Genomic DNA, 19,274 nt, shown 5'->3' on the forward strand with positions numbered 1-19,274 from the left:
ATGAAGGCCGTAGAAAAAGCCTTGGAGCCCTATAAGGGCCTGGTTGACATTTATTCCGAGGATCCGGCGCCCGAGGACAGTCCCCCTATTATTCTTGACAATCCTCGATGGGCCATTCCCTTCTCGCCGCTGACCAAGCTTTACGGGATGCCCTCCTACTCGGGCATAGACCCGACGGTATTGATGGCTCCCTTTTTCTTCCTTTTCTTCGGCATGTGCCTCGGCGATGGAGGTTACGGCCTTATCCTTGGCGCTTTCCTGCTTTACGCCCTTCTTCGGTACAGGCTTTCGGGAGATACGAGGAACTTTTTCGTCCTGCTTCTTCTTGGCAGCGTCTCTACCGTTCTGGTCGGGGCCTTGACGGGGAGTTGGCTTGGAGACATGATCGACGCTTTCGGCCTTTTCGCGCCCATAAAGCCTATAAAGGACAGTTTGGTACTCATAAAGCCCATGGACGATCCCATCACTTTCCTGGCCATAGCACTTGGCCTGGGCGTAGTCCAAATCCTTTTCGGCATAGTAATCGCCATGTGGGATGCTTTCCGCAAGGGTGACATGATGGGCGCTTTCGCCGACCAGGGTGGGTGGCTCGCATTGCTCGTCGGCTTACTCCTTTGGGGGGGGGCTTTCCTGGGACTAGGCGGAGGGGGGGCTCTTTTCGCGGGGAAGGTGCTCGCTGCGGTGGGAGCATTAACGCTCGTGGCGACCCAGGGCAGGGACAAGCCCGGCGTTATCAGGAAGGCGATATCGGGGGTCCTGAGCCTCTACAACGTTACATCCTTTCTCGGCGATGTCCTGAGTTACAGCCGTCTACTCGCGCTTGGCCTAGCCACTTCGGCCATAGCCATGATCGGCAACACCCTTACAATACTTGTTTCCGGAATACCCTACGTGGGATGGATCCTGGCTTTCCTGATATTCTTCGGAGGTCATCTTTTCAGCGTCGTCGTGAACGTGCTCGGTTCTTTCATTCACTCCCTACGCCTCCAGTACGTGGAATTCTTCAGCAAGTTTTACTCCGCCGGAGGAAGAGCTTTCGATCCTATGAGAGTGGTCACGAAATTCACGAGAATAACCGGAGAGGGAGTCGAAGATCCGGGAATGCAATACAGGTAATAGTGTGGTCAATTCTTAAGCATTCTTTGAAAGGAGTGTGCTTCAATAATGGATCAACTTGGGATCATGCTTGCGGTACTTGGCGCGGCCCTTGCCGCCGGTTTTTCGGGTTCTGGTTCCGCCCTAGGGGTCGGAATTGCAGGGGAATCCGGCGCGGGTATCATGACGGAGGATCCTAGCAAGTTCGGTCTCGTCCTTTTGCTTCAGGCCCTCCCGGGGACCCAGGGCATCTACGGGCTTCTTACGGCCTTTTTCGCGATCCTCAAGGTTGGACTTCTCGGAGGGACGGCTGTTTCCGTCAATGTCTGGCAAGGATTAGGGGTTCTTTTCGCCTGCCTGCCCATTGCCATCGCCGGATACTATTCAGCCATAGCCCAGGGGAAGACCTCCGCGGCGAGTATCCAGATGATAGCCAAGAGACCGGAGGAAACAGGAAAAGCGGTCATCCTTCCTGCCATGGTCGAGACTTATGCCGTTCTCGCTTTGCTGATGAGCATAATACTCCTTAACAGCATTCAGATCTGATCGGCCTTCAAGACAACGGGGTGAGAATGATGTCCTTAGCAGACATTAAGTCAAAGATCGAAGCCGATGCCATGAACGAGGCGGAGGAGATCCTTGGCCAGTTTCGCGCCCAGGCTGACGGGATTCTTTCCGAGGCAAAACAGGAAAGCGAAAAGATTGATCAGAAGCTCCAGGAAAGAATCCATTACGAGGAAAACGAGGTGCGAAAAAGGAAAGCGATAGTGGCCGATCTCGAAGTAAGAAAGCTCATACTGGGAGCCAGGAGAGAACTCATTGATCTCACCTTCTCTAAGGCTCTTGATGTCCTTTCCAGTATGCCGAAAAAAAAGTATGTCGCTTTCATGACAAAATTGTTGGAATCCCCCGAGGTTTCCGGCGATGAAGAAGTCTTCCTGTGCAGGGGGGAAAAACTCCTGGACGGTGAGTGGTTGGACGAGGTCAACGTCCGAAGGAAGTCCAACTTAATTCTTTCCCAGGAAAGGATCCCAGGGACGGGGGGATTCGTCCTCAGAAAGGGCAGGATTGATATCAACTGCACCTGGGATGTCCTCCTCGGATGGGTAAAGAAAGATTTGGAGGCAGAGGTTGTCGAGCGCCTCTTTCCCAACTGCTAGGGAGGTTCCTACAATGACCGACCCTACCGATTATGGTTACGCCGTTTCAAGACTCAGAGCGATGGAGGATCGACTTCTTGACCAGGGAGTCTTCCAACGGCTCCTGGACAGTGAAGACCTGCCTTCCGCGCTCAAGGTTATGACTGAGACGGCCTACGGAAAATGGTTCCTGGAGCAGCAGAGCGACGAAAAATTTGAGCCCGCTATTGAAGCGGAGCTCAAGTATATCTATGCCGAAACGGAGCATTTCGTCCCCGACCCTTGCCTATACCGGATCTGCAGACTTCCCTACGACATTCATAATGTCAAGGTCCTTTTGAAAGGCCTTTTCAATCAGAAGCAGGGCGGGAAGAGGCGGCTGGACCTCTTGACCGGCCTCGGAAACATCTTCGCGGATGACCTGGTGGTGGCCATAGAGAGCGAAGATTATCGCCTCATGCCCTTCGGATTCCACAGGACTGTCCCGGAGTGCGTTTCGACCTGGGATCAGACCCGCGACATCCTCCAGGTTGAGCGTATTCTCGACGAGGCGCTCTTCTCACTCCAACTCAAGATGGCCGACGAAGTCGCTTTTGAAGGAGTGAAACTGTTCGCACGGTCCAGGGTCGACGCGGAGAACCTCCGGAATATCGCCAGGCTTAAAAGGATGGGTTTCGATTCGTCTCAGGCTGCGCCGTTCCTGCATAACGGCGGATTTGTACCCCTGGAGAAAATCCTGTCATTGATCAATGAACCCTTCGAAGGTTGGGAAAGATTTCTCTCCTTTGCCGATGTCTCCAGGACTCTTTCTGGGGCGCAGGAACATGCGGACCTCGATTCTCTCATCGTGGACCTCGAAAAATCCATAGATGATTTTCTGTCCTGGGTCCTCGCGAAGTACAAGTACAGCCCCTTCGCGCCGGAGAATGTCCTCCATTACCTCTGGATGAAGGAAACAGAAGCCAAAAATGTCAGGATCCTCCTCATAGGCATAGGGAACGGGGCAGAACGTACGGTCCTCAGGAGGCTTTTGAGAAATGTCTGATGGGAAAAACTTTTTAATGGCCGCTGTAGGTGATTTTGAAAGCGTCCTGCCTTTTCAGGCCGTCGGGGTGACCCCTTTTTCACCCGAAAACGGGCTCAGAGAGCTTCTCCTGGGCCTGGCCAGGGAGCAGTACGCCGTGGTTTTCCTTGTCGATTCCCTTTACAGGGATAACCGGGAGATGGTGGAGGAATTGAACGAGAACCATACCATGAGCATTATTCCCGTGCCCGGCATCAGAGGTTCGACCGGCATAGGGGTGAGCACGATCCGTGAAAGTGTGGAAAGAGCGGTCGGGATGGATATTTTTTCCGTGAAGTAATTGCACCTGAAGACACGAGTGTACTCGGAGGGGATATTATTGGCCAACAAAGAAAAGATCGTAGGTTCCATCGCCAAGATTTCCGGACCGCTGGTAATAGCCGATGGCATGAGCGGGGCTGGAATGTACGAAGTTGTGAGGGTTGGAGACCTTGGCCTTGTCGGCGAGATCATCGAACTCAAGGGAGCCATGGCCTCCATACAGGTTTACGAGGAGACTTCCGGATTAAAACCGGGAGAGCCTGTCGAGAGTTCCGGTGCTCCCCTGAGCGTTGAGCTGGGTCCGGGGCTCATCGAACAATTTTACGATGGTGTCCAGAGACCGTTGAACCTTATCGAACAGGCAGCCGATAGCCCTTACATTTCCAGGGGGATCAACGTTCCGGCCCTCGACAGGTCAAAAAAGTGGAATTTCGAACCCGTTGTCGAGGAAGGTGCCCAAGTGGCCGAAGGAGACCTCCTTGGAGAGGTCCAGGAGACGGTCCTCGTCAAGCACCGTATCCTGGTTCCTTATGGTGTTAAGGGTAGAGTGAAAAGCATTCGTAAAGGATCCTTCAACGTGGAAGAGATGGTCGCCGTTATAGATGACGGAGAAAAGGAAATCCCCGTGACCATGATGCAAAGATGGCCCGTCAGGACGCCAAGGCCGGTCCGGCAAAGGCTTGCCCCAAACGTTCCACTTCCCACGGGGCAACGCGTCGTGGACACCTTCTTTCCTCTTTCCAGGGGTGGTGCCGCTTGCGTCCCCGGGCCCTTCGGCTCGGGCAAGACCGTCATACAACACCAGCTGGCCAAATGGGCGGATGCCGAGATCGTGGTTTACGTCGGCTGTGGAGAACGCGGAAATGAAATGACGGACGTGCTCCTGGAATTCCCGGAACTGGTTGACCCCAGGTCGGGCGAACCCCTGATGAAAAGGACGGTCCTGATCGCCAACACCTCCAACATGCCTGTGGCTGCCAGGGAAGCGAGTATATACACGGCGATCACGATCGCTGAGTATTACCGTGACATGGGCTATTCCGTAGCTCTCATGGCCGATTCGACGAGCCGGTGGGCCGAGGCGCTCCGGGAAATCTCCGGAAGGCTCGAGGAGATGCCCGGTGAGGAAGGGTACCCCGCTTATCTTGGGACCAGGTTGGCCAGTTTCTACGAAAGAGCCGGAAGGGCCGTTTGCCTTGGATCGGAAGGCAGGGAAGGTGCCATCACCTCTATCGGGGCAGTATCTCCTCCAGGAGGCGACCTCTCCGAACCGGTAAGCCAGAACTCCCTCAGGGTGACCAAGGTTTTCTGGGGTCTTGACGCCAACCTGGCCTACCAGAGGCACTTCCCGGCCATTAACTGGCTTCTCAGTTACTCCCTTTATGCCGAGCAGCTTGGAGAATACTGGGACAATATCTATGACGGCGAATGGAGCGTCCTGAGGACCGAGGCTATGTCAATCCTCGAAGAAGAGGACAGGCTCCGGGAGATAGTCAGGCTCGTGGGCATCGACGCCCTATCGAGACAGGAGAGGATGATCCTGGAAACCGCCAAGTCTCTCAGGGAGGACTTCCTGCACCAGAATGCCTACCATGAGGTCGACACTTATGCCTCTATGGACAAGCAGTTCAAGATGCTGAGGAACATCGTTCATTTCCACCATCTTTGCCAGAACGCCCTGGAGAGGGGCTGCACGATCCAGGAGATTAACGCCCTTCCCGTCAGGGATCAGATAGCAAGGATGAGGTACGAGGATGAAAAGAAACTGAACCGGATCGACGAACTGCTTCCGGTAATGAAAGAAGAAGTCGACAAACTTCTCTCCGAAGGGGGCATGGGAGATGTTGCCTAAGGAATACAGGACCATATCTGACCTTTCCGGTCCTCTTCTGGTCGTCGATAAAACCGAGAATGTCCGTTACGATGAGCTGGTCGAAATAGAGCTGGCCAGCGGAGAACGGAGAAGGGGCAGGGTGTTGGAAATCACGAGAGAAAACGCCCTGGTCCAGGTCTTTGAAGGAACATCCGGCATTGATCTTGAGACGACCAAGGTTGTTTTCATGGGGAAGGTCCTGATGCTGCCTGTCAGCAAGGACATACTGGGCCGTATCTTCAACGGACGGGGAGAACCAATCGACGGCGGCGCGCCCATCATTCCCGACAAGACCTTGGATGTTAACGGTTATCCCATGAACCCCTATTCAAGGGACTACCCATCGGAGTTCATCCAGACCGGGATCTCCACGATCGACGGGATGAACCCGATGGTGAGAGGGCAAAAGCTTCCCATCTTCTCCGGAAGTGGAATGCCCCATAACAGAATAGCCGCCCAGGTAGCAAGGCAGTCGACCGTTCTGGGGGGTCACGAAGATTTTGCCGTTGTTTTTGCGGCTATGGGGATCACCTTCGAGGAGGCCTACTTCTTCATGGAGGACTTTCGGAAGACCGGGGCCATCGAAAGGACCGTCATGTTTGTCAACCTGGCGGACGATCCCGCTATCGAACGGATAACCACCCCCCGCCTTGCACTTACATGCGCTGAATACCTGGCTTTTGAAAGGGACTACCAGGTCCTGGTCATACTCACCGACCTCACGAACTACTGCGAGGCCCTCAGGGAGATTTCCTCGGCCCGAAAGGAAGTACCCGGCAGGAGAGGTTATCCAGGCTACCTCTACACCGACCTGGCGACGATGTATGAAAGGGCCGGCAGGCTGAAGGGAAAGAAGGGGTCGATCACCCAGTTCCCCATTTTGACCATGCCCGAGGATGACAAGACCCATCCCATTCCCGACCTCACGGGTTACATCACCGAGGGTCAGATCATCCTCAGCCGGACACTCCACAGGAAGGGCATCTTTCCTCCCGTTGATGTCATGCCCTCCCTCTCCAGGCTCAAGGACAAGGGTATCGGCGCAGGAAAGACGAGGGAAGATCACGCCGACCTGATGAATCAACTTTTTGCCGCCTACGCCAGGGGAAAAGAGGCAAAAGAACTGGCCACAATCCTGGGGGAGGGAGCCCTTTCAGAAGAGGACAAGGCCTTCGCCCTGTTCTCTGACCATTTCGAGGATCGTTATGTCAGGCAGGGAGAATATGAGAACAGGACCATCGAGGAAACTCTTGAACTTGGCTGGGACCTGCTTACCCTTATCCCGGTCAGGGAGCTGAAACGCGTCAGGGATGCCTACATCGAGAAATACCTCCTGCCAAGATCCGGGACCGAAAAAGAAAAACAGCTCAAGGGCGCATAATGCGAAGCTGGCCGTTGGCAAGGAGAGCCTGATATGGCAAAAAAAATTAATGTCAATCCAAACCGCATGGAGCTGTCCCGCCTTAAGAATAGGCTGAAGGTGGCCATAAGAGGACACAAGCTCCTGAAAGACAAGCAGGATGCCCTGATCAAGGCCTTCCTTGAAAAGGCCAGGGGCCTCAAGGATTTGAGAGAGTCGGTGGAGAAGGAATTGGAGGATTGCTACCGCAGCTTCCTCCTGGCCAGGGCCCAGACCTTTCCCGCCATGCTGGAACAGGCTTTGATGATCACTGGAACGGGCCTCTCCCTGAAGATGTCGAAAAGAAACATCATGAGCGTTATCGTCCCCGTCTTTGAAGTGGGGCAGGGTGAAGCGTCCCTGAATTATGGGCTGGGTACCACCACCGGAAACCTTGATGTGGCCCTGGAGAAATTTTCAAGCCTTCTCCCAAGGCTTGTGAGCCTGGCGGCGGAAGAGAAGGCGCTTAGGCTTATGGCCGTCGAGATAGAAAGAACCCGGAGGAGGGTGAACGCCCTGGAACACGTTCTAATTCCTTCCTTCCAGGAGACCATACGGTACATAACCATGAAGCTCGATGATCAGGAGCGGGCAAACCTCAGCAGGCTCATGAGGATCAAGGAGATCGTCCGTTCCCACTAGGAAGAAAACCGTTTATTATTAGGGCAATGGTCGATTGCAGGAGAGCTCCCGGGTTCCCCTGCCGCTTTCCAGTGACCGGGAGAAATAACAACAGGTTGCGTCGAGGAGCGTAATTCTTCCATTTTTATCGAAAAGATGTTAGTATATACCATTGCGGGAAGGAGCCCAAGCGGTCGCTGGCCCGGACGGGCCAGAGGAAAGTCCGGGCTCCAAAGGGCAGGGCGCTGGAGAAACTCCAGTGGGCGTGAGCCCAAGGAAAGTGCCACAGAAACATACCGCCCGGCACTCATTCAACACTTTGGTGCCCCACTGATAATCCCGGCTTACGTTGGAGGGATCGATGCCAGTTTTGCTCCAAAGTATCGAATGAGTGCCGGGTAAGGGTGAAAAGGTGGGGTAAGAGCCCACCAGCTGCCGGGCGACCGGCAGGCTAGGTAAACCCCGCCCGGAGCAAGGCCGAATAGGAGGGGATGAGGCTGCCCGCTGACCCTCGGGTACGGCCGCTCGAGGTCCGGCGCAAGCCGGCCCCTAGATAAATGACCGCTACGCACAGAACCCGGCTTAAGGGCTGCTTCTCGCAATAGGTACATAGGAGCGCATCGTAAGGATGCGCTCCTTTTTTGTTGCCTTTGAAGAAAGATGATACTTAAGTTTTATTGTAATAACTTCAATAGGGTCGAAAGAACCATCGAGAAACCTAAAAAAATGATAGAGTGGTATAAAGTGGAACAAAGTGGTATGAAATGGGAGGAAAATCCCATGCTTGTGGGAACCTATGATCACAAATTTGATAATAAAGGAAGAATAGTCCTCCCGTCAAAATTTAGAGACGAACTAGGAGAAAGTGCCGTCGCCACCGTGGGCATCGACCAGTGCGTTTCCATTTATTCCGCTGAGCGATGGCAGGAACTTCTGAACAGGTTCCACCAAATGTCCTTTTCCAAGGGAAAGACCAGGGATTTTCTCAGGGTACTTCTCGCAACAGCCAATGAGATCCAGTTCGATGCTTCCGGCAGGGCTCTTATCCCCTCGAATTTGCGGCAGCACGCCAAACTTAACTTGGAGGTCAGCATCATAGGGGTCGGGGACCACGTGGAATTGTGGGATACGGTCTCCTGGAACGCCTACCTCGAGGAGATTCGCAAAGTCCTGCCCGATATCGCGGAAGAGGTCGAGGGGTTATGAACACCCATATCCCGGTGATGCTCCCCGAAGTCTGCAGCATATTGGAAGAAACTCGCGACCTGAGGTTCGTCGTGGACGCAACCCTCGGCCTGGGGGGATATTCGGAGGGTGTGCTCCGGAAATGGAGAAAGGCGGCTGTTCTCGGCATCGACCAAGATCCACAAGCCATCGAGGTCACTAGAAGAAAACTCATGGATTACGGCGATCGTTTTCGGGCTGTACACGGAAACTTTAGGGATCTAACCACGATTTTAAAGAAATCAGGAATGGGCAAACCCGATGCTGTCATTTTTGATCTGGGAATTTCGAGCATTCAAATTGAAACCCCGGAGCGGGGCTTTTCTTTTCAGGAGGACGGCCCGTTAGATATGCGCATGGATAGCTTAAACGAACGTCAAGAAATGGCCGGTGACATCATAAACAAAGCCACCATGAGGGAATTGATCACCCTATTTCGTAAATACGGTGAGGACCCCTATGCCGCGCAGATAGCGAGGGGGATAGTCAGGTTCAGGGAGTCCTCCGGCCCCATAAAGAGCACATCGGAGTTGGTACGTATCATCAGGGAGACCCTCCCGGCGCCTGTCCAGAGGAAGATGGGGAAAAATCCCTCCAGGAAAGTATTCCAGGCGCTAAGGATCGCGGTCAACGATGAGCTGCAAGCCCTGGATGACGCCCTTGACCAGTGCGAGGGCCTGGCTCAGGGTGCGATGACGGTGATCGTGGTGAGTTATCACTCCCTGGAGGACAGGATCGTCAAGAACAGGTTTCGCGAATGGGCTTCCCGGGGAAGAGGGAAACATCCCTTCAAAAGGCCCCTGGTGCCCAGCGAGGAGGAACTGAAAGAAAATTGGAGGTCCAGAAGCGCCAAACTCCGGGCGTTCTCATTCTTGGTGCAGGTAGCGAAGGAGGCCGGCCGATGAACTCTCACACCTTGGAACTGAGCTCCGGCTACAACCAGGAGATCAAAGGGCATGGATCGTTGTGGATCCTGGCCTGCGCCGGCATAGTCGCCCTGCTCATGGGGCTTGTGGGGTTGAGGCTTTATTCCCTCAACCTGGAGTACCAATTGGCGGATATCCAGAGGCAGATAGTCCTCAGGGAGGAAGAGCAGTCGAAGTTGGAAAAGGATTTGGCTGGTTTACTGAATCCCTCTAGAGTGTATAGTTATGCAAGGTCTGAATTGGGGATGAAGGCTTCCTCCAGTATAGGCGTGGTGAGGGTCGCTGCCGTCAATACAGGGCCTCCGGCATACCAGGAGTATGACAGGGCCGATTCGGGTGTCATCAAAAAGGCCCTTGTGTGGCTGGCGGATTCCGTGTCGAGAAAGGCTTCTGCCCGACAGTGATCGTAAATTGACGGACGAAGGACGGTCTGTACCGGATGAAAGACCTGAGGAAGAGCCCCTGGCTTTTGATTGCCGCGTTTATATTGGTGCTGCTCTTCCGACTTTATTCCCGTCATGTCGATCCGGATCCTAGGATCATATCGCAAGCAGGAAGCCAATACTGGGCCAGGCTGAAGGTCGCGGCCCCCAGGGGTTTTATCAGGGACAGGAATGGGATTGCCTTGGCGATCTCCTCGCATTCTCTTAGTTTTTTTATCGACCCCACCCTGTGGGACCCGGGAAATGCCCCGCTTCTCCAGGACTTGATTCCCAAAGCTAGGCTCGAGAAAATTTCCACTAAAATGGAGGGCCGGTACTATCCAATTGTGCGGAAGGTAGACCCCTCCGTTTCCGACCGGATCATAAGTCTGAAACTCCCCGGGCTTTTCTGGGTAAAGGAGACCAAAAGAATTTATCCCCAGGGAAGCACCCTGTGTCACGTGCTGGGTTTTTGTTCAATCGATGACGCGGGCCTGGCTGGAACGGAATTATTTTGGGATCGTGTTCTTTATGCGCCTCCCGAGGGGAGAATCATAGCCAAAGATGCGAAGGGCCATTTCGTCGATGTGGCTCTGCCAGGCCATACTCTGGCCGCCGAAAACAATTCACTGGTTCAGCTTACCATCGATTCCAGGCTCCAGCATGTCCTCGAGCAGAGGCTCAGGGAGGGCGCTGATCAGCACGGGGCAGAATGGGCAGCGGCGGTGCTCCTCGAACCATCGACGGGGATGATCCTGGGAATGGCAAGCCTCCCTGATTTCAATCCAAACGACAGGACTACCTTTGCCGTAAAAGAATCCCTCAGAAATAACGTCCTTTCCAGAGTTTTCGAGCCCGGATCGACCTTCAAACCCATTATCATGTCAAACCTAGTCGATAACGGGGAGGTTTCCCTGGGAACCATCGTGAACTGCCAGGGGAAGATTAAAGTGGCTGATGTTACAATCCATGACGTAAAGGCTCACGGAAGGGTGAACCCTACCAGCATCATCGCTGATTCTTGCAACGTGGGGATGGTCTCCGGCATAAAAAATTCCGATCCTTTCAGGACCTACTCTTTTTTAAAAAGGTGCGGATTTGGGGGCCTTACGGGCGTTGAGATACCGGGGGAAGAGTCCGGTTTGATCATGCCCCCGTCCCAGTGGCGGGGTTCCGTCCCGGCCGCAATAGCTATAGGACAGGGTATCGGGGTCACACCTCTTCAATTGGCACTGGCTACAGCCTCCATCGCGAACGGAGGGAAATTGATGAAACCCTTTATCGTTTACGAGATCAGGAACAAGGAGAGCAAATTGGAATATAAAGGCAAACCTATTGTCCTGGGTGAGGTTATGTCTACCCATACATCGCAATGGATGAGGGAAGCCATGAGACAAGCCGTGGAAAAGGGAACCGGGAGGTCCGCCGATGTTCCAGGAGTCAAAGTGGCAGGTAAAACTGGAACAGCCCAGGTACCGGGTGCCGGAGGGTATCTCAAAGGTGACTACACTCCTTCCTTTGTTGGTTTCTGGCCCTACGACGACCCGAAATACCTGCTTTTGGTCGTGATAGGCAACCCGAGGGAAGGGGATTTCCTCGGCGGAAAAGTGGCGGCTCCGATCTTCAGGAGCATTGTACAGGACATAGAACTGATTTCCTGAATGGGGAGGTTGTTGATCCGACGATGAGGGTCTCGGATGTTATAAACCTTCTGAAGGAGCGCGGAATGCTGCGCGATGATACAGCCGCCGGGGTCAATCCAGCGGCGGGTGGACTCGAAGTAGATCCCAAGATCAGTGGCGTTTTCATGGATTCGCGAAAGGTGGTATCCGGAGGTGTTTTCGTCTGCCTCAAGGGGGCGACTTACGATGGCCACGATCATGCCCTGGAGGCACTGATCAATGGAGCAGTGTGCGTTATCTCGGAGAGAGTCACGCCTGCCCCGGTTATCCATCTCCTGGTCGGGAATCCGAAGATCGCGATGGGACATGTGGCGTCGTCCTTTTTTGCCGACCCTGCGAATTCGCTGAATATGATCGCCGTAACGGGGACCAATGGAAAAACGACCACGGCCTATATGCTGAGGTCAATTTTCAACTCTTCAGGCCATCGATCGGGGATGCTGGGTACCGTAATCTACGATATAGGTGCCGGCACGGAACAAGATGCCCGAAGAACAACCCCGGAATCGCCGGAAATTCAATCCATGCTCCGTGAGATGATGGTTAACGGCTGTGATTATTGTGTCATGGAAACCTCCTCCCATGGTCTGAACCAGGGGAGGCTGACCGGGTGCCGCTTTGACGGAGCCGTTTTCACAAACCTCTCAGCGGAACACCTGGATTTCCATGGAACAATGGAGGAGTATTTCAAGTCAAAGATGGTCCTTTTCAGGGATCATATGAAGGCGCCGGGCTGGATAGGAGCTTCGAATATTTCTGATCCCTACGGCAAGAGGGTCAAAGGTTTTTTCCCTGACAGGATCGTCACCTTCTCACTGAATAGGCAGGATTCCCCCGACTTTTACGGAGCTGTGAAGAAATTGAGCCTTACGGGCCTTGAAATGGCGATTTTTTCCAGGAATGAAGGCCTGCTTTTCGAGGTCTGCCTTCCCCTGACGGGACGCTTCAATGCCTTAAACGCCCTGGGGTCGGCGTCTCTTTCCCTTTCATTGGGTTTTGACCCCCCAAGGGTCAAAAAAGGCTTAGAAGCCATGCCGCAGGTGCCTGGTCGCCTCCAGCGTTACTCTTTTTCGAACGGTGTGACAGCCATTATCGATTACGCCCATACGCCCGATGCGCTTCAAAATGTCCTTGCCTCGCTAAGGGAAGTAAGCGGAGGGAAAATTTGGACCCTGTTCGGCTCAGGGGGAGACCGCTTCAAGGGCAATCGGCCCCTGATGGGAAGGGTGGCAGTTTCATTATCGGACCGGGTCGTCATCACGATGGATAACCCCAGAAGCGAGGACCCCGCCCGCATCGCCGAGGAGATCCTTGCCGGCGTCGATGACGAAAGGGAGGGGAGAAGTTTTCCAGAGGTCATTCTGGACAGGCGCGAGGCAATTCATTCCGTTCTTGACAGGGCCGACGCGGACGATGTGATCCTTATCGCGGGGAAGGGACCCGAGCGGAATATAATCTTTGCGGACAGGGTCATTCCCTACCAGGATTCCGAGACGGTGGAGGAGTGGTCTTCATCAAGGGGGCTAAAATGGGCGAGGTAAAGGATTTCAAAAAAACCACCCCGGTGTGGTCCCTCCACGAAGCGGCGGCAACGATCGGAACCCGGTTCACCGGTGAGGATATCCCGATGCCTCGTCAAATTTTCGTCGACAGCAGGGATGTCCTTCCCGGCAGCCTTTTTGTCGCCCTGAGGGGCGAAAAAGCTGACGGACAGGATTTCATCGAGGACGCGGTTAAGAGGGGAGCGGCAGGGTTGATCTGCCGCCCTCCTGCCCCGGATAGTCATCTTGAGGGGTTACTCAAAAGCGGCATGCCTGCCATTGTGACCGGAGATGCCAAAACCGCCTTGAGGGATCTTTCCCTGGAATGGCTTAATAGAATAGACCCCGCTCTGATCATTGGCATTACCGGAACGGTAGGAAAGACAACCACCAGGGAGATGATCAAAACTGTTCTGGCCAACTCCCTGGAGGTTCATTCGCCCAGGAGGAGTTTCAACACGGATATCGGTTGCGCCGTCACCGTCCTCGAGGCTCCACCCGGAACGGAAATACTGCTTCTTGAACTGGGTACGAATCGCCCCGGTGAGATCAAGGAGTTGGCAAAGGCCTATCGCCCCGGGTTCGGGGTGATAACCGAAGTGGGACCAGGCCACCTGCAGGGTCTGAAGAGCATCAGGGGGGTCCTCGAAGCCAAATTGGAACTCCTGGAAGCCCCTTCGTTAAATGTTTTGTCTTATAATTTAGATAACCAGCTATTGGCCCGTGCCATCAGGGACTCGGGGAGGAGCCCGGAGCTTGTCCCGGTAGGCTACAAAAGTTCAATGTACCGAATCCTCGAGGCCCGGAGCGACGTTCAGGACGGGTGCCTTGTTCTTGTCGTCGTGATCGATACCCCCACGGGGAAACGGAAATACCAGGCGGGGCTTTTTGGTGAGCATCACGCTTACGGTCTGGCTTTTGCCTCGCTCGTGGGTGATAGCCTGGGGATCCCTCCGGTCGAACAGGAGAAGAGGCTTTCCTCCTTCAGGGCTTTGCCTGGAAGGGGCAATTCCTTCACATCAGGAAAGGGTTTCCTGGTCATCGACGAGACTTATAATGCCAACCCGGTTTCGATGTCGGCTGCACTGAAGGCCCTCGCAGCGCTTCCTTTTTCTGCGAAAAAAAGTGCTGTACTTGGAGGTATGGGCGAACTGGGAGAGGAATCTCCACAATGGCATCGGTCCATGGTCTCGTCCTTTCAGGGATTGGACCACGTTCTGCTGGTAGGAGAACCGTGGGAGGCGGTTTTCAGGGATGGACTGCCGGCAAATTGCCATATTGTCGCCTTTGATGACCTCGAGGGGTTTTTCAGGAGCCGGTTTTACCCGGGTGACCTTGTGCTTTTCAAAGGTTCTCGTTCGTTTCATATGGAAAAAGCCGTTAAAATATTGGAGAATCTTCGATAATGTCCAGTGCTGGGCTGCTCCTTGCGGTTTTTCTGTCTGGAATCGCCCTGCAAGAACCCTGGATTAGGTTTCTCAGGAAGAGAAAGGTCATTCAAAACCTCAAGCTCTATGGCCCTCAAAACCATCTCAAGGATAAAAAGAATACCCCCACCATGGGCGGCGCGGTATTCCTGCTAGTGGCTTTGCTTTTTGGGATGGCCCTGGTTTTTTTCGGCAGGTGGTCCTGTTACGAGGCATTTTTGCTCCTCGGCTTTCCCCTTACTGGCGGCGCAATAGGGTTGGCCGACGACCTTATCAAACACTTCCGCGGTTCAAGCGAGGGGTTCCGTAGCCTCCAGAAATTGGCGCTGCAGGTGCTGTCAGCCGCCGCCTGGACCTTCCTCTTTATGCCCGAAGGCATGCTGATCTTGGCTCCGGGCCTCGTTCTCAGGGGATTTCCCGGTTCTGCCGTGCTCCTGTTTTTCCTGGTGGGAACCTTAAACGCGGCCAACATAACCGATGGGCTTGATGGCCTGCTATCGGGTATAGCGGGGATTTCCTTCGCGGCGCTCTTGGTCTTTACCTTCGAAGGAGATCCCGGTCGATTGGCGGCGCTGTTAGGCTTGGGCCTTTCCGCCAGCTTCCTGGTCTTTAATTTTCATCCCGCCAGGGTATTCATGGGAGATTGCGGATCCCACTTTCTTGGTGGACTTCTTGTCTCAATCTGTGCCGCCAGGGGCATGCTTCTGCTTATTCTTCCCCTTGGGTTCATTATGGGGCTGGAGGTCCTTTCTGTAATCATCCAGATTGTGTTTATCAGGGGCTTTGGAAAAAAGATTTTTTTGATGAGCCCCCTTCATCATCATTTCGAAATGTCCGGATGGGGAGAAAGAGCGGTTGTTTTCAGTTTCTGGGTTTTTCACCTTATGGCTATGGGGTTGCTTTTATTTCTTTTGAGAGGTTTCTTTTTTTAACAGGGGGAATTGAATATGAGTGCGTCTTCGGGGCCGGCGGAGAACCCATGAAAGCCAAGGACAGGATCACGGTGATCGGTGCTGGTGTGAGCGGCAGGGCTCTTGCGGTTTTTGCGAGGAAACTGGGTCACGCCGTTTTCGTCTCCGAGGCCAAGGCCGTTGGCGATGAGACCAGCGAACTTTTCCGCCGGTTCGGGGTGGAATATGAGTTTGGTGGCCACACTGAGAGAATACTGGACTGCGATGCCATGGTTCTCGGATCCGGGGTGCCCCCTGGTTCCGAACCAGTTTCCAGGGCCCAGGGAAAGGGCGTAAGGGTGATCGGGGAGGTCGATTTCCTGGCACCCCATCTGGAAGGATCCCTCATAGGTGTCACGGGAAGCAACGGCAAGACCACGACCGCCCTCCTCACGGGCCATATGCTCCAAGAGGCGGGTTTCCGGGCGGGAGTGGCCGGTAATGTCGGAAGTCCTCTCGCGAGCCATGCCGGACTGGATCAGGAGATCCTGGTGATAGAACTCAGCAGCTTCCAGCTCTTTTGGGCCCACGACCTTCGCCTTGATATTGCCGTGGTCACCAACCTGGAACCTGATCACATAGATTGGCATGGTTCGGTCGAGGAGTATTATAGGGCGAAAGCGAAAATCGTCGGTATGTTGAGAAGCACCGGCTTCCTGGTCTGCCAGGAAAGAGACCTTTCATTCCTTATGTCTGATGTTCTGCCTCCGGCCGGGGTATTCCCTCTGAGCTGGGAGAAAGAGCCCGCCGAAAGGAGAAAGGAAAACCTGTTAATGAAGGATGATCGAACCGTCATGGTCTCCGGCGGCGTCGAGCAGGTTCTTTTCAACTTCAATGCTGTACGCCTTCTTGGCAGGCATAACCTGGAAAATGCCGCCATGTCAGCGGCCTCCTTTCTCCTGGCAGGTGGCCAAAGGGATGCCTTAACAGCGGCTTTGGCGAGCTTCAGATCACCCCCCCACCGCTGCGAACTGGTTGAGACCGTGGACGGGGTCTCATTCATCGATGACTCGAAGGGCACCAATGTCGCCGCCACCATCGCGGCCCTGTTCTCTCTCGAAGGGGACAAGGTCATCGTTCTTGGCGGCAGGGGTAAGGGCGAGGATTATGGATCTCTAGCCGATGCCGTCCTATTGAAATCTGTGGCGGTGGTGCTTCTCGGTGAAGAATCCCCCCGGATCAGGCAAGCCCTGGAATCAAGGGGCTTCAAGAGAATCATCGAGGCGGCGAACATGAAAGAGGCCGTTTCGCGAGCTTTTGAGATGTCCTCCCGGGGGGGGATGGTCCTTCTGTCGCCGGCCTGCACCAGTTGGGATATGTACGCGAACTTCGCTGAAAAAGGGGAAGATTTTCAAAGATGGGTTAAAGCTCTGAAGCAGGAGCCGTTCTGATGTCCGGCGGAAAACTCCTTCCGGGCTCCGGTAAAAGCGCAACGTTCCGGAGTTTGTTCCTTCAGGCCACATGGGCTATCCCCCTTCTCCTCTCATGCCTTGGGATCCTGATGATATCCTCCGTTACAGCCCAACTCACAACCTCCCAGGGAAGGACCCCTTTCTTCTATGGACTGAAACAGGTACAGTGGTTGCTCGTCGGCCTCGGGGCCATGATTGCCTGCGCTCTTCCTCCCGTCGCTTTCTGGAAAAAATGGAGTGGAGTTATATGGTCCGGGGCAGTCCTGCTGATGATACTGACTCTTCTGCCGGAACTGGGCCGATCGGGAGGAGGTTCCAGCCGGTGGGTTAGAATCGGGCCTTTGAACCTCCAGGCTTCAGAGGTAATGATCTTTGCCCTGGCCATCCACCTGTCGAAGAAGTTGAGTGAAGAAGGCCTTACGAGAGGCAGGGCGATGGGGCGGACCCTGTTGATCTTTGCCCTTTCTGCCTGGCCATTCCTGTTTCAGCCCGATCTCGGCGGGGTAATGATCCTTTGTGCCCTTTGCATGGCTGTTTTCGTCCAGGTCTTTGGTTGGATCATCCCCCTCGTCGCAGGATCTGCAGCTTCAGCAGTCGTTTTCATTCCCGTTGTTCTTTTGGGGCGGTATCGCATCGAGAGGATCACCAGTTTTTTGGATCCCTGGAGCGACCCCCTCGGGAGCGGGTTTCAGACCCTCCAGGGGTTCATTGCTTTTGCCAATGGGGGGTTTTTAGGGGTGGGCATCGGACACGGTCTTCAGAAACTACAGTATCTTCCTGCGGCGCACACCGATTTCATACTGGCTGCGATCGGCGAGGAGTTGGGAATGGTAGGAACCTTTTCGATAGTCCTCCTCTACGCTTTGTTGTTGTTTATCCAGTACCTGTCCTACCGTTCTGCGGCGGGCCGATTCGAGGCTACCCTGGTCTGGGCCATAACCCTGGCGGTGTACATCCCCTTTTTCGTGAATGCCGCCGGAGTTCTCAGGCTGATCCCCCTGACCGGAGTGCCCCTCCCCTTTGTAAGTTACGGTGGCAGTTCTCTCGTGCTGGGATGGTGCAAGATCGGCATTTTAATGCGCCTTATGAGGCGGAACTTGTTCCCGGCTGAAGGGAGGACGACATGAAGATTTTGATTGCTGCCGGTGGTACCGGGGGTCATATTTGGCCCGCCCTATCCTTTTACGATTGGATTGACCGGAACCAGGCCACGGCAGAGGTCCTTTTTCTATCCGGGAGCCGTGACCTCGAAAAGAGTCTTTATATACATGCCGGTGTTTCTCCGGTGGTCCTTCCCATAGCCGGGTCGCCCCTTTGGGGTTCGCCAGGAACGAGGATTTCGCGCTCCATCGGTCTTGTCCGATCAATGAAAGTCGCCATGAGGGCCATAAAGGACTTTTCACCTGATATCTGCCTTTTGTTCGGCGGTTATGTCTCCGTGGCAGCCATGGCGGCATCGAAATTGCTAGGGCTGCCCCTCCTCTTACACGAGCAAAACGCCAGGGCCGGCAAGGTCACTTCTTTCGCAGCCAAGCTCGGGATCCCCATCTGTACGGGTTGGGAAATATGCGATCCTCTCTCCGCGAAGCGATACCTACCCGTTGGAATCCCCGTCAGGCAATTGAGGCGCCTGGCTCCCGACGAAGCCTGGAGGCTTCTTGGATACAACCTGGATCTGCCGCCCGGACCCCGGGTCCTGGTCCTCGGAGGTTCAATGGGGAGTGATCCCCTGACCGGGCTCTTCAGGAACGTATCCGGTGATGAGTCCTTCGGAGGTTATCATTTCTTCGTGGTCGGCTCCACCGATAAACCCGTCAGGGTCGCTGAAAACCTGCTGCTTCTTCCTCGAGCATGGGAGATCGACCTCCTCTATTCCATTGCCGATGTCGTCATATCGAGAGCAGGGGCATCAACCCTGGCGGAACTGGTTGCAATCGGCCTGCCTTCTGTCATAATTCCCTGGAGGGATGCGGCAGGGGACCATCAAGCGTCCAATGCCAGGATTTTTGCTCAAAAGGGATTCGGAACAATTTGGGAGGACGACAGTACTCTTGAAAAGCTTTTGTTCATGATAGACTATGAACTTAAGAAGGCTGGGCGTGGTCAAGCCTCTCCGTTTTCCGGGATACAGACCAGTGAAGCCAGTGAAAAGATCTGGGAACTTTTACAACAAATCGCCGAAGGGAGAGGTCGCAATTGAACGACTTCGATGCCCGAT

General features: G+C 54.3%; 18 protein-coding genes and 1 other RNA gene. All 19 read left to right on the forward strand.

The window, feature by feature from the left end:
• A partial coding sequence (locus tag GX108_04535) for a V-type ATP synthase subunit I (protein NLO56305.1) occupies nucleotides 1-1,116 on the forward strand: 1,116 nt, incomplete at its 5' end.
• Nucleotides 1,117-1,164: 48 nt separating this feature from the next.
• Complete coding sequence (locus GX108_04540; GenBank protein NLO56306.1) at nucleotides 1,165-1,641, forward strand: V-type ATP synthase subunit K; 477 nt, start codon at nucleotides 1,165-1,167, stop codon at nucleotides 1,639-1,641.
• Between the two features lie 29 nt (nucleotides 1,642-1,670).
• The gene (locus GX108_04545; GenBank protein ID NLO56307.1) at nucleotides 1,671-2,255 is read left to right on the forward strand and encodes a hypothetical protein; all 585 of its coding nucleotides are present in this window, start codon (nucleotides 1,671-1,673) and stop codon (nucleotides 2,253-2,255) included.
• A 13-nt stretch (nucleotides 2,256-2,268) separates the two neighbouring features.
• Nucleotides 2,269-3,279 carry a V-type ATPase subunit gene (locus GX108_04550; protein ID NLO56308.1) on the forward strand — a complete coding sequence of 337 codons (1,011 nt, stop codon included), beginning with the start codon at nucleotides 2,269-2,271 and terminating at the stop codon, nucleotides 3,277-3,279.
• Nucleotides 3,272-3,598, forward strand: a complete 327-nt coding sequence (locus tag GX108_04555; GenBank protein NLO56309.1) for a V-type ATP synthase subunit F — start codon at nucleotides 3,272-3,274, stop codon at nucleotides 3,596-3,598. Before GX108_04550 ends, GX108_04555 begins: the two co-directional genes overlap by 8 nt.
• A 39-nt stretch (nucleotides 3,599-3,637) precedes the next feature.
• Nucleotides 3,638-5,431 carry a V-type ATP synthase subunit A gene (locus tag GX108_04560; protein NLO56310.1) on the forward strand — a complete coding sequence of 598 codons (1,794 nt, stop codon included), beginning with the start codon at nucleotides 3,638-3,640 and terminating at the stop codon, nucleotides 5,429-5,431.
• Nucleotides 5,421-6,833, forward strand: coding sequence for a V-type ATP synthase subunit B (locus GX108_04565; protein NLO56311.1), 1,413 nt, complete (start codon nucleotides 5,421-5,423; stop codon nucleotides 6,831-6,833). Before GX108_04560 ends, GX108_04565 begins: the two co-directional genes overlap by 11 nt.
• A gap of 33 nt (nucleotides 6,834-6,866) precedes the next feature.
• Complete coding sequence (locus GX108_04570) at nucleotides 6,867-7,493, forward strand: V-type ATP synthase subunit D (GenBank protein NLO56312.1); 627 nt, start codon at nucleotides 6,867-6,869, stop codon at nucleotides 7,491-7,493.
• Between the two features lie 157 nt (nucleotides 7,494-7,650).
• Nucleotides 7,651-8,072: RNase P RNA component class A (gene rnpB / locus GX108_04575), an RNA gene on the forward strand.
• A 180-nt stretch (nucleotides 8,073-8,252) separates the two neighbouring features.
• A complete protein-coding gene (gene mraZ, locus GX108_04580) occupies nucleotides 8,253-8,678 on the forward strand; it encodes a division/cell wall cluster transcriptional repressor MraZ (protein NLO56313.1) in 426 nt (141 codons plus the stop codon).
• Complete coding sequence (gene rsmH, locus GX108_04585) at nucleotides 8,675-9,601, forward strand: 16S rRNA (cytosine(1402)-N(4))-methyltransferase RsmH (GenBank protein ID NLO56314.1); 927 nt, start codon at nucleotides 8,675-8,677, stop codon at nucleotides 9,599-9,601. The genes mraZ and rsmH overlap by 4 nt, the downstream gene beginning before the upstream one ends.
• On the forward strand, nucleotides 9,598-10,026 hold the full coding sequence (locus tag GX108_04590) for a hypothetical protein (GenBank protein ID NLO56315.1): 429 nt from the start codon (nucleotides 9,598-9,600) through the stop codon (nucleotides 10,024-10,026). The genes rsmH and GX108_04590 overlap by 4 nt, the downstream gene beginning before the upstream one ends.
• Before the next feature lie 35 nt (nucleotides 10,027-10,061).
• On the forward strand, nucleotides 10,062-11,705 hold the full coding sequence (locus tag GX108_04595; protein NLO56316.1) for a penicillin-binding protein 2: 1,644 nt from the start codon (nucleotides 10,062-10,064) through the stop codon (nucleotides 11,703-11,705).
• A 23-nt stretch (nucleotides 11,706-11,728) separates the two neighbouring features.
• On the forward strand, nucleotides 11,729-13,267 hold the full coding sequence (locus GX108_04600; protein NLO56317.1) for a UDP-N-acetylmuramoyl-L-alanyl-D-glutamate--2,6-diaminopimelate ligase: 1,539 nt from the start codon (nucleotides 11,729-11,731) through the stop codon (nucleotides 13,265-13,267).
• Nucleotides 13,255-14,673, forward strand: coding sequence for a UDP-N-acetylmuramoyl-tripeptide--D-alanyl-D-alanine ligase (gene murF / locus GX108_04605; GenBank protein NLO56318.1), 1,419 nt, complete (start codon nucleotides 13,255-13,257; stop codon nucleotides 14,671-14,673). The genes GX108_04600 and murF overlap by 13 nt, the downstream gene beginning before the upstream one ends.
• Nucleotides 14,673-15,626 (forward strand): phospho-N-acetylmuramoyl-pentapeptide-transferase, encoded by a 954-nt coding sequence (locus GX108_04610; protein NLO56319.1) that lies wholly within the window; start codon nucleotides 14,673-14,675, stop codon nucleotides 15,624-15,626. The genes murF and GX108_04610 overlap by 1 nt, the downstream gene beginning before the upstream one ends.
• A gap of 47 nt (nucleotides 15,627-15,673) precedes the next feature.
• A complete protein-coding gene (gene murD / locus GX108_04615) occupies nucleotides 15,674-17,035 on the forward strand; it encodes a UDP-N-acetylmuramoyl-L-alanine--D-glutamate ligase (protein NLO56320.1) in 1,362 nt (453 codons plus the stop codon).
• Nucleotides 17,035-18,183, forward strand: a complete 1,149-nt coding sequence (locus GX108_04620) for a cell division protein FtsW (GenBank protein NLO56321.1) — start codon at nucleotides 17,035-17,037, stop codon at nucleotides 18,181-18,183. Before murD ends, GX108_04620 begins: the two co-directional genes overlap by 1 nt.
• A complete protein-coding gene (locus GX108_04625) occupies nucleotides 18,180-19,256 on the forward strand; it encodes a UDP-N-acetylglucosamine--N-acetylmuramyl-(pentapeptide) pyrophosphoryl-undecaprenol N-acetylglucosamine transferase (GenBank protein ID NLO56322.1) in 1,077 nt (358 codons plus the stop codon). The genes GX108_04620 and GX108_04625 overlap by 4 nt, the downstream gene beginning before the upstream one ends.
• Nucleotides 19,257-19,274 lie beyond the last annotated feature (18 nt).

This window comes from Thermovirga sp. (assembly GCA_012523215.1).
Classification (GTDB): Bacteria; Synergistota; Synergistia; order Synergistales; family Thermovirgaceae; genus 58-81.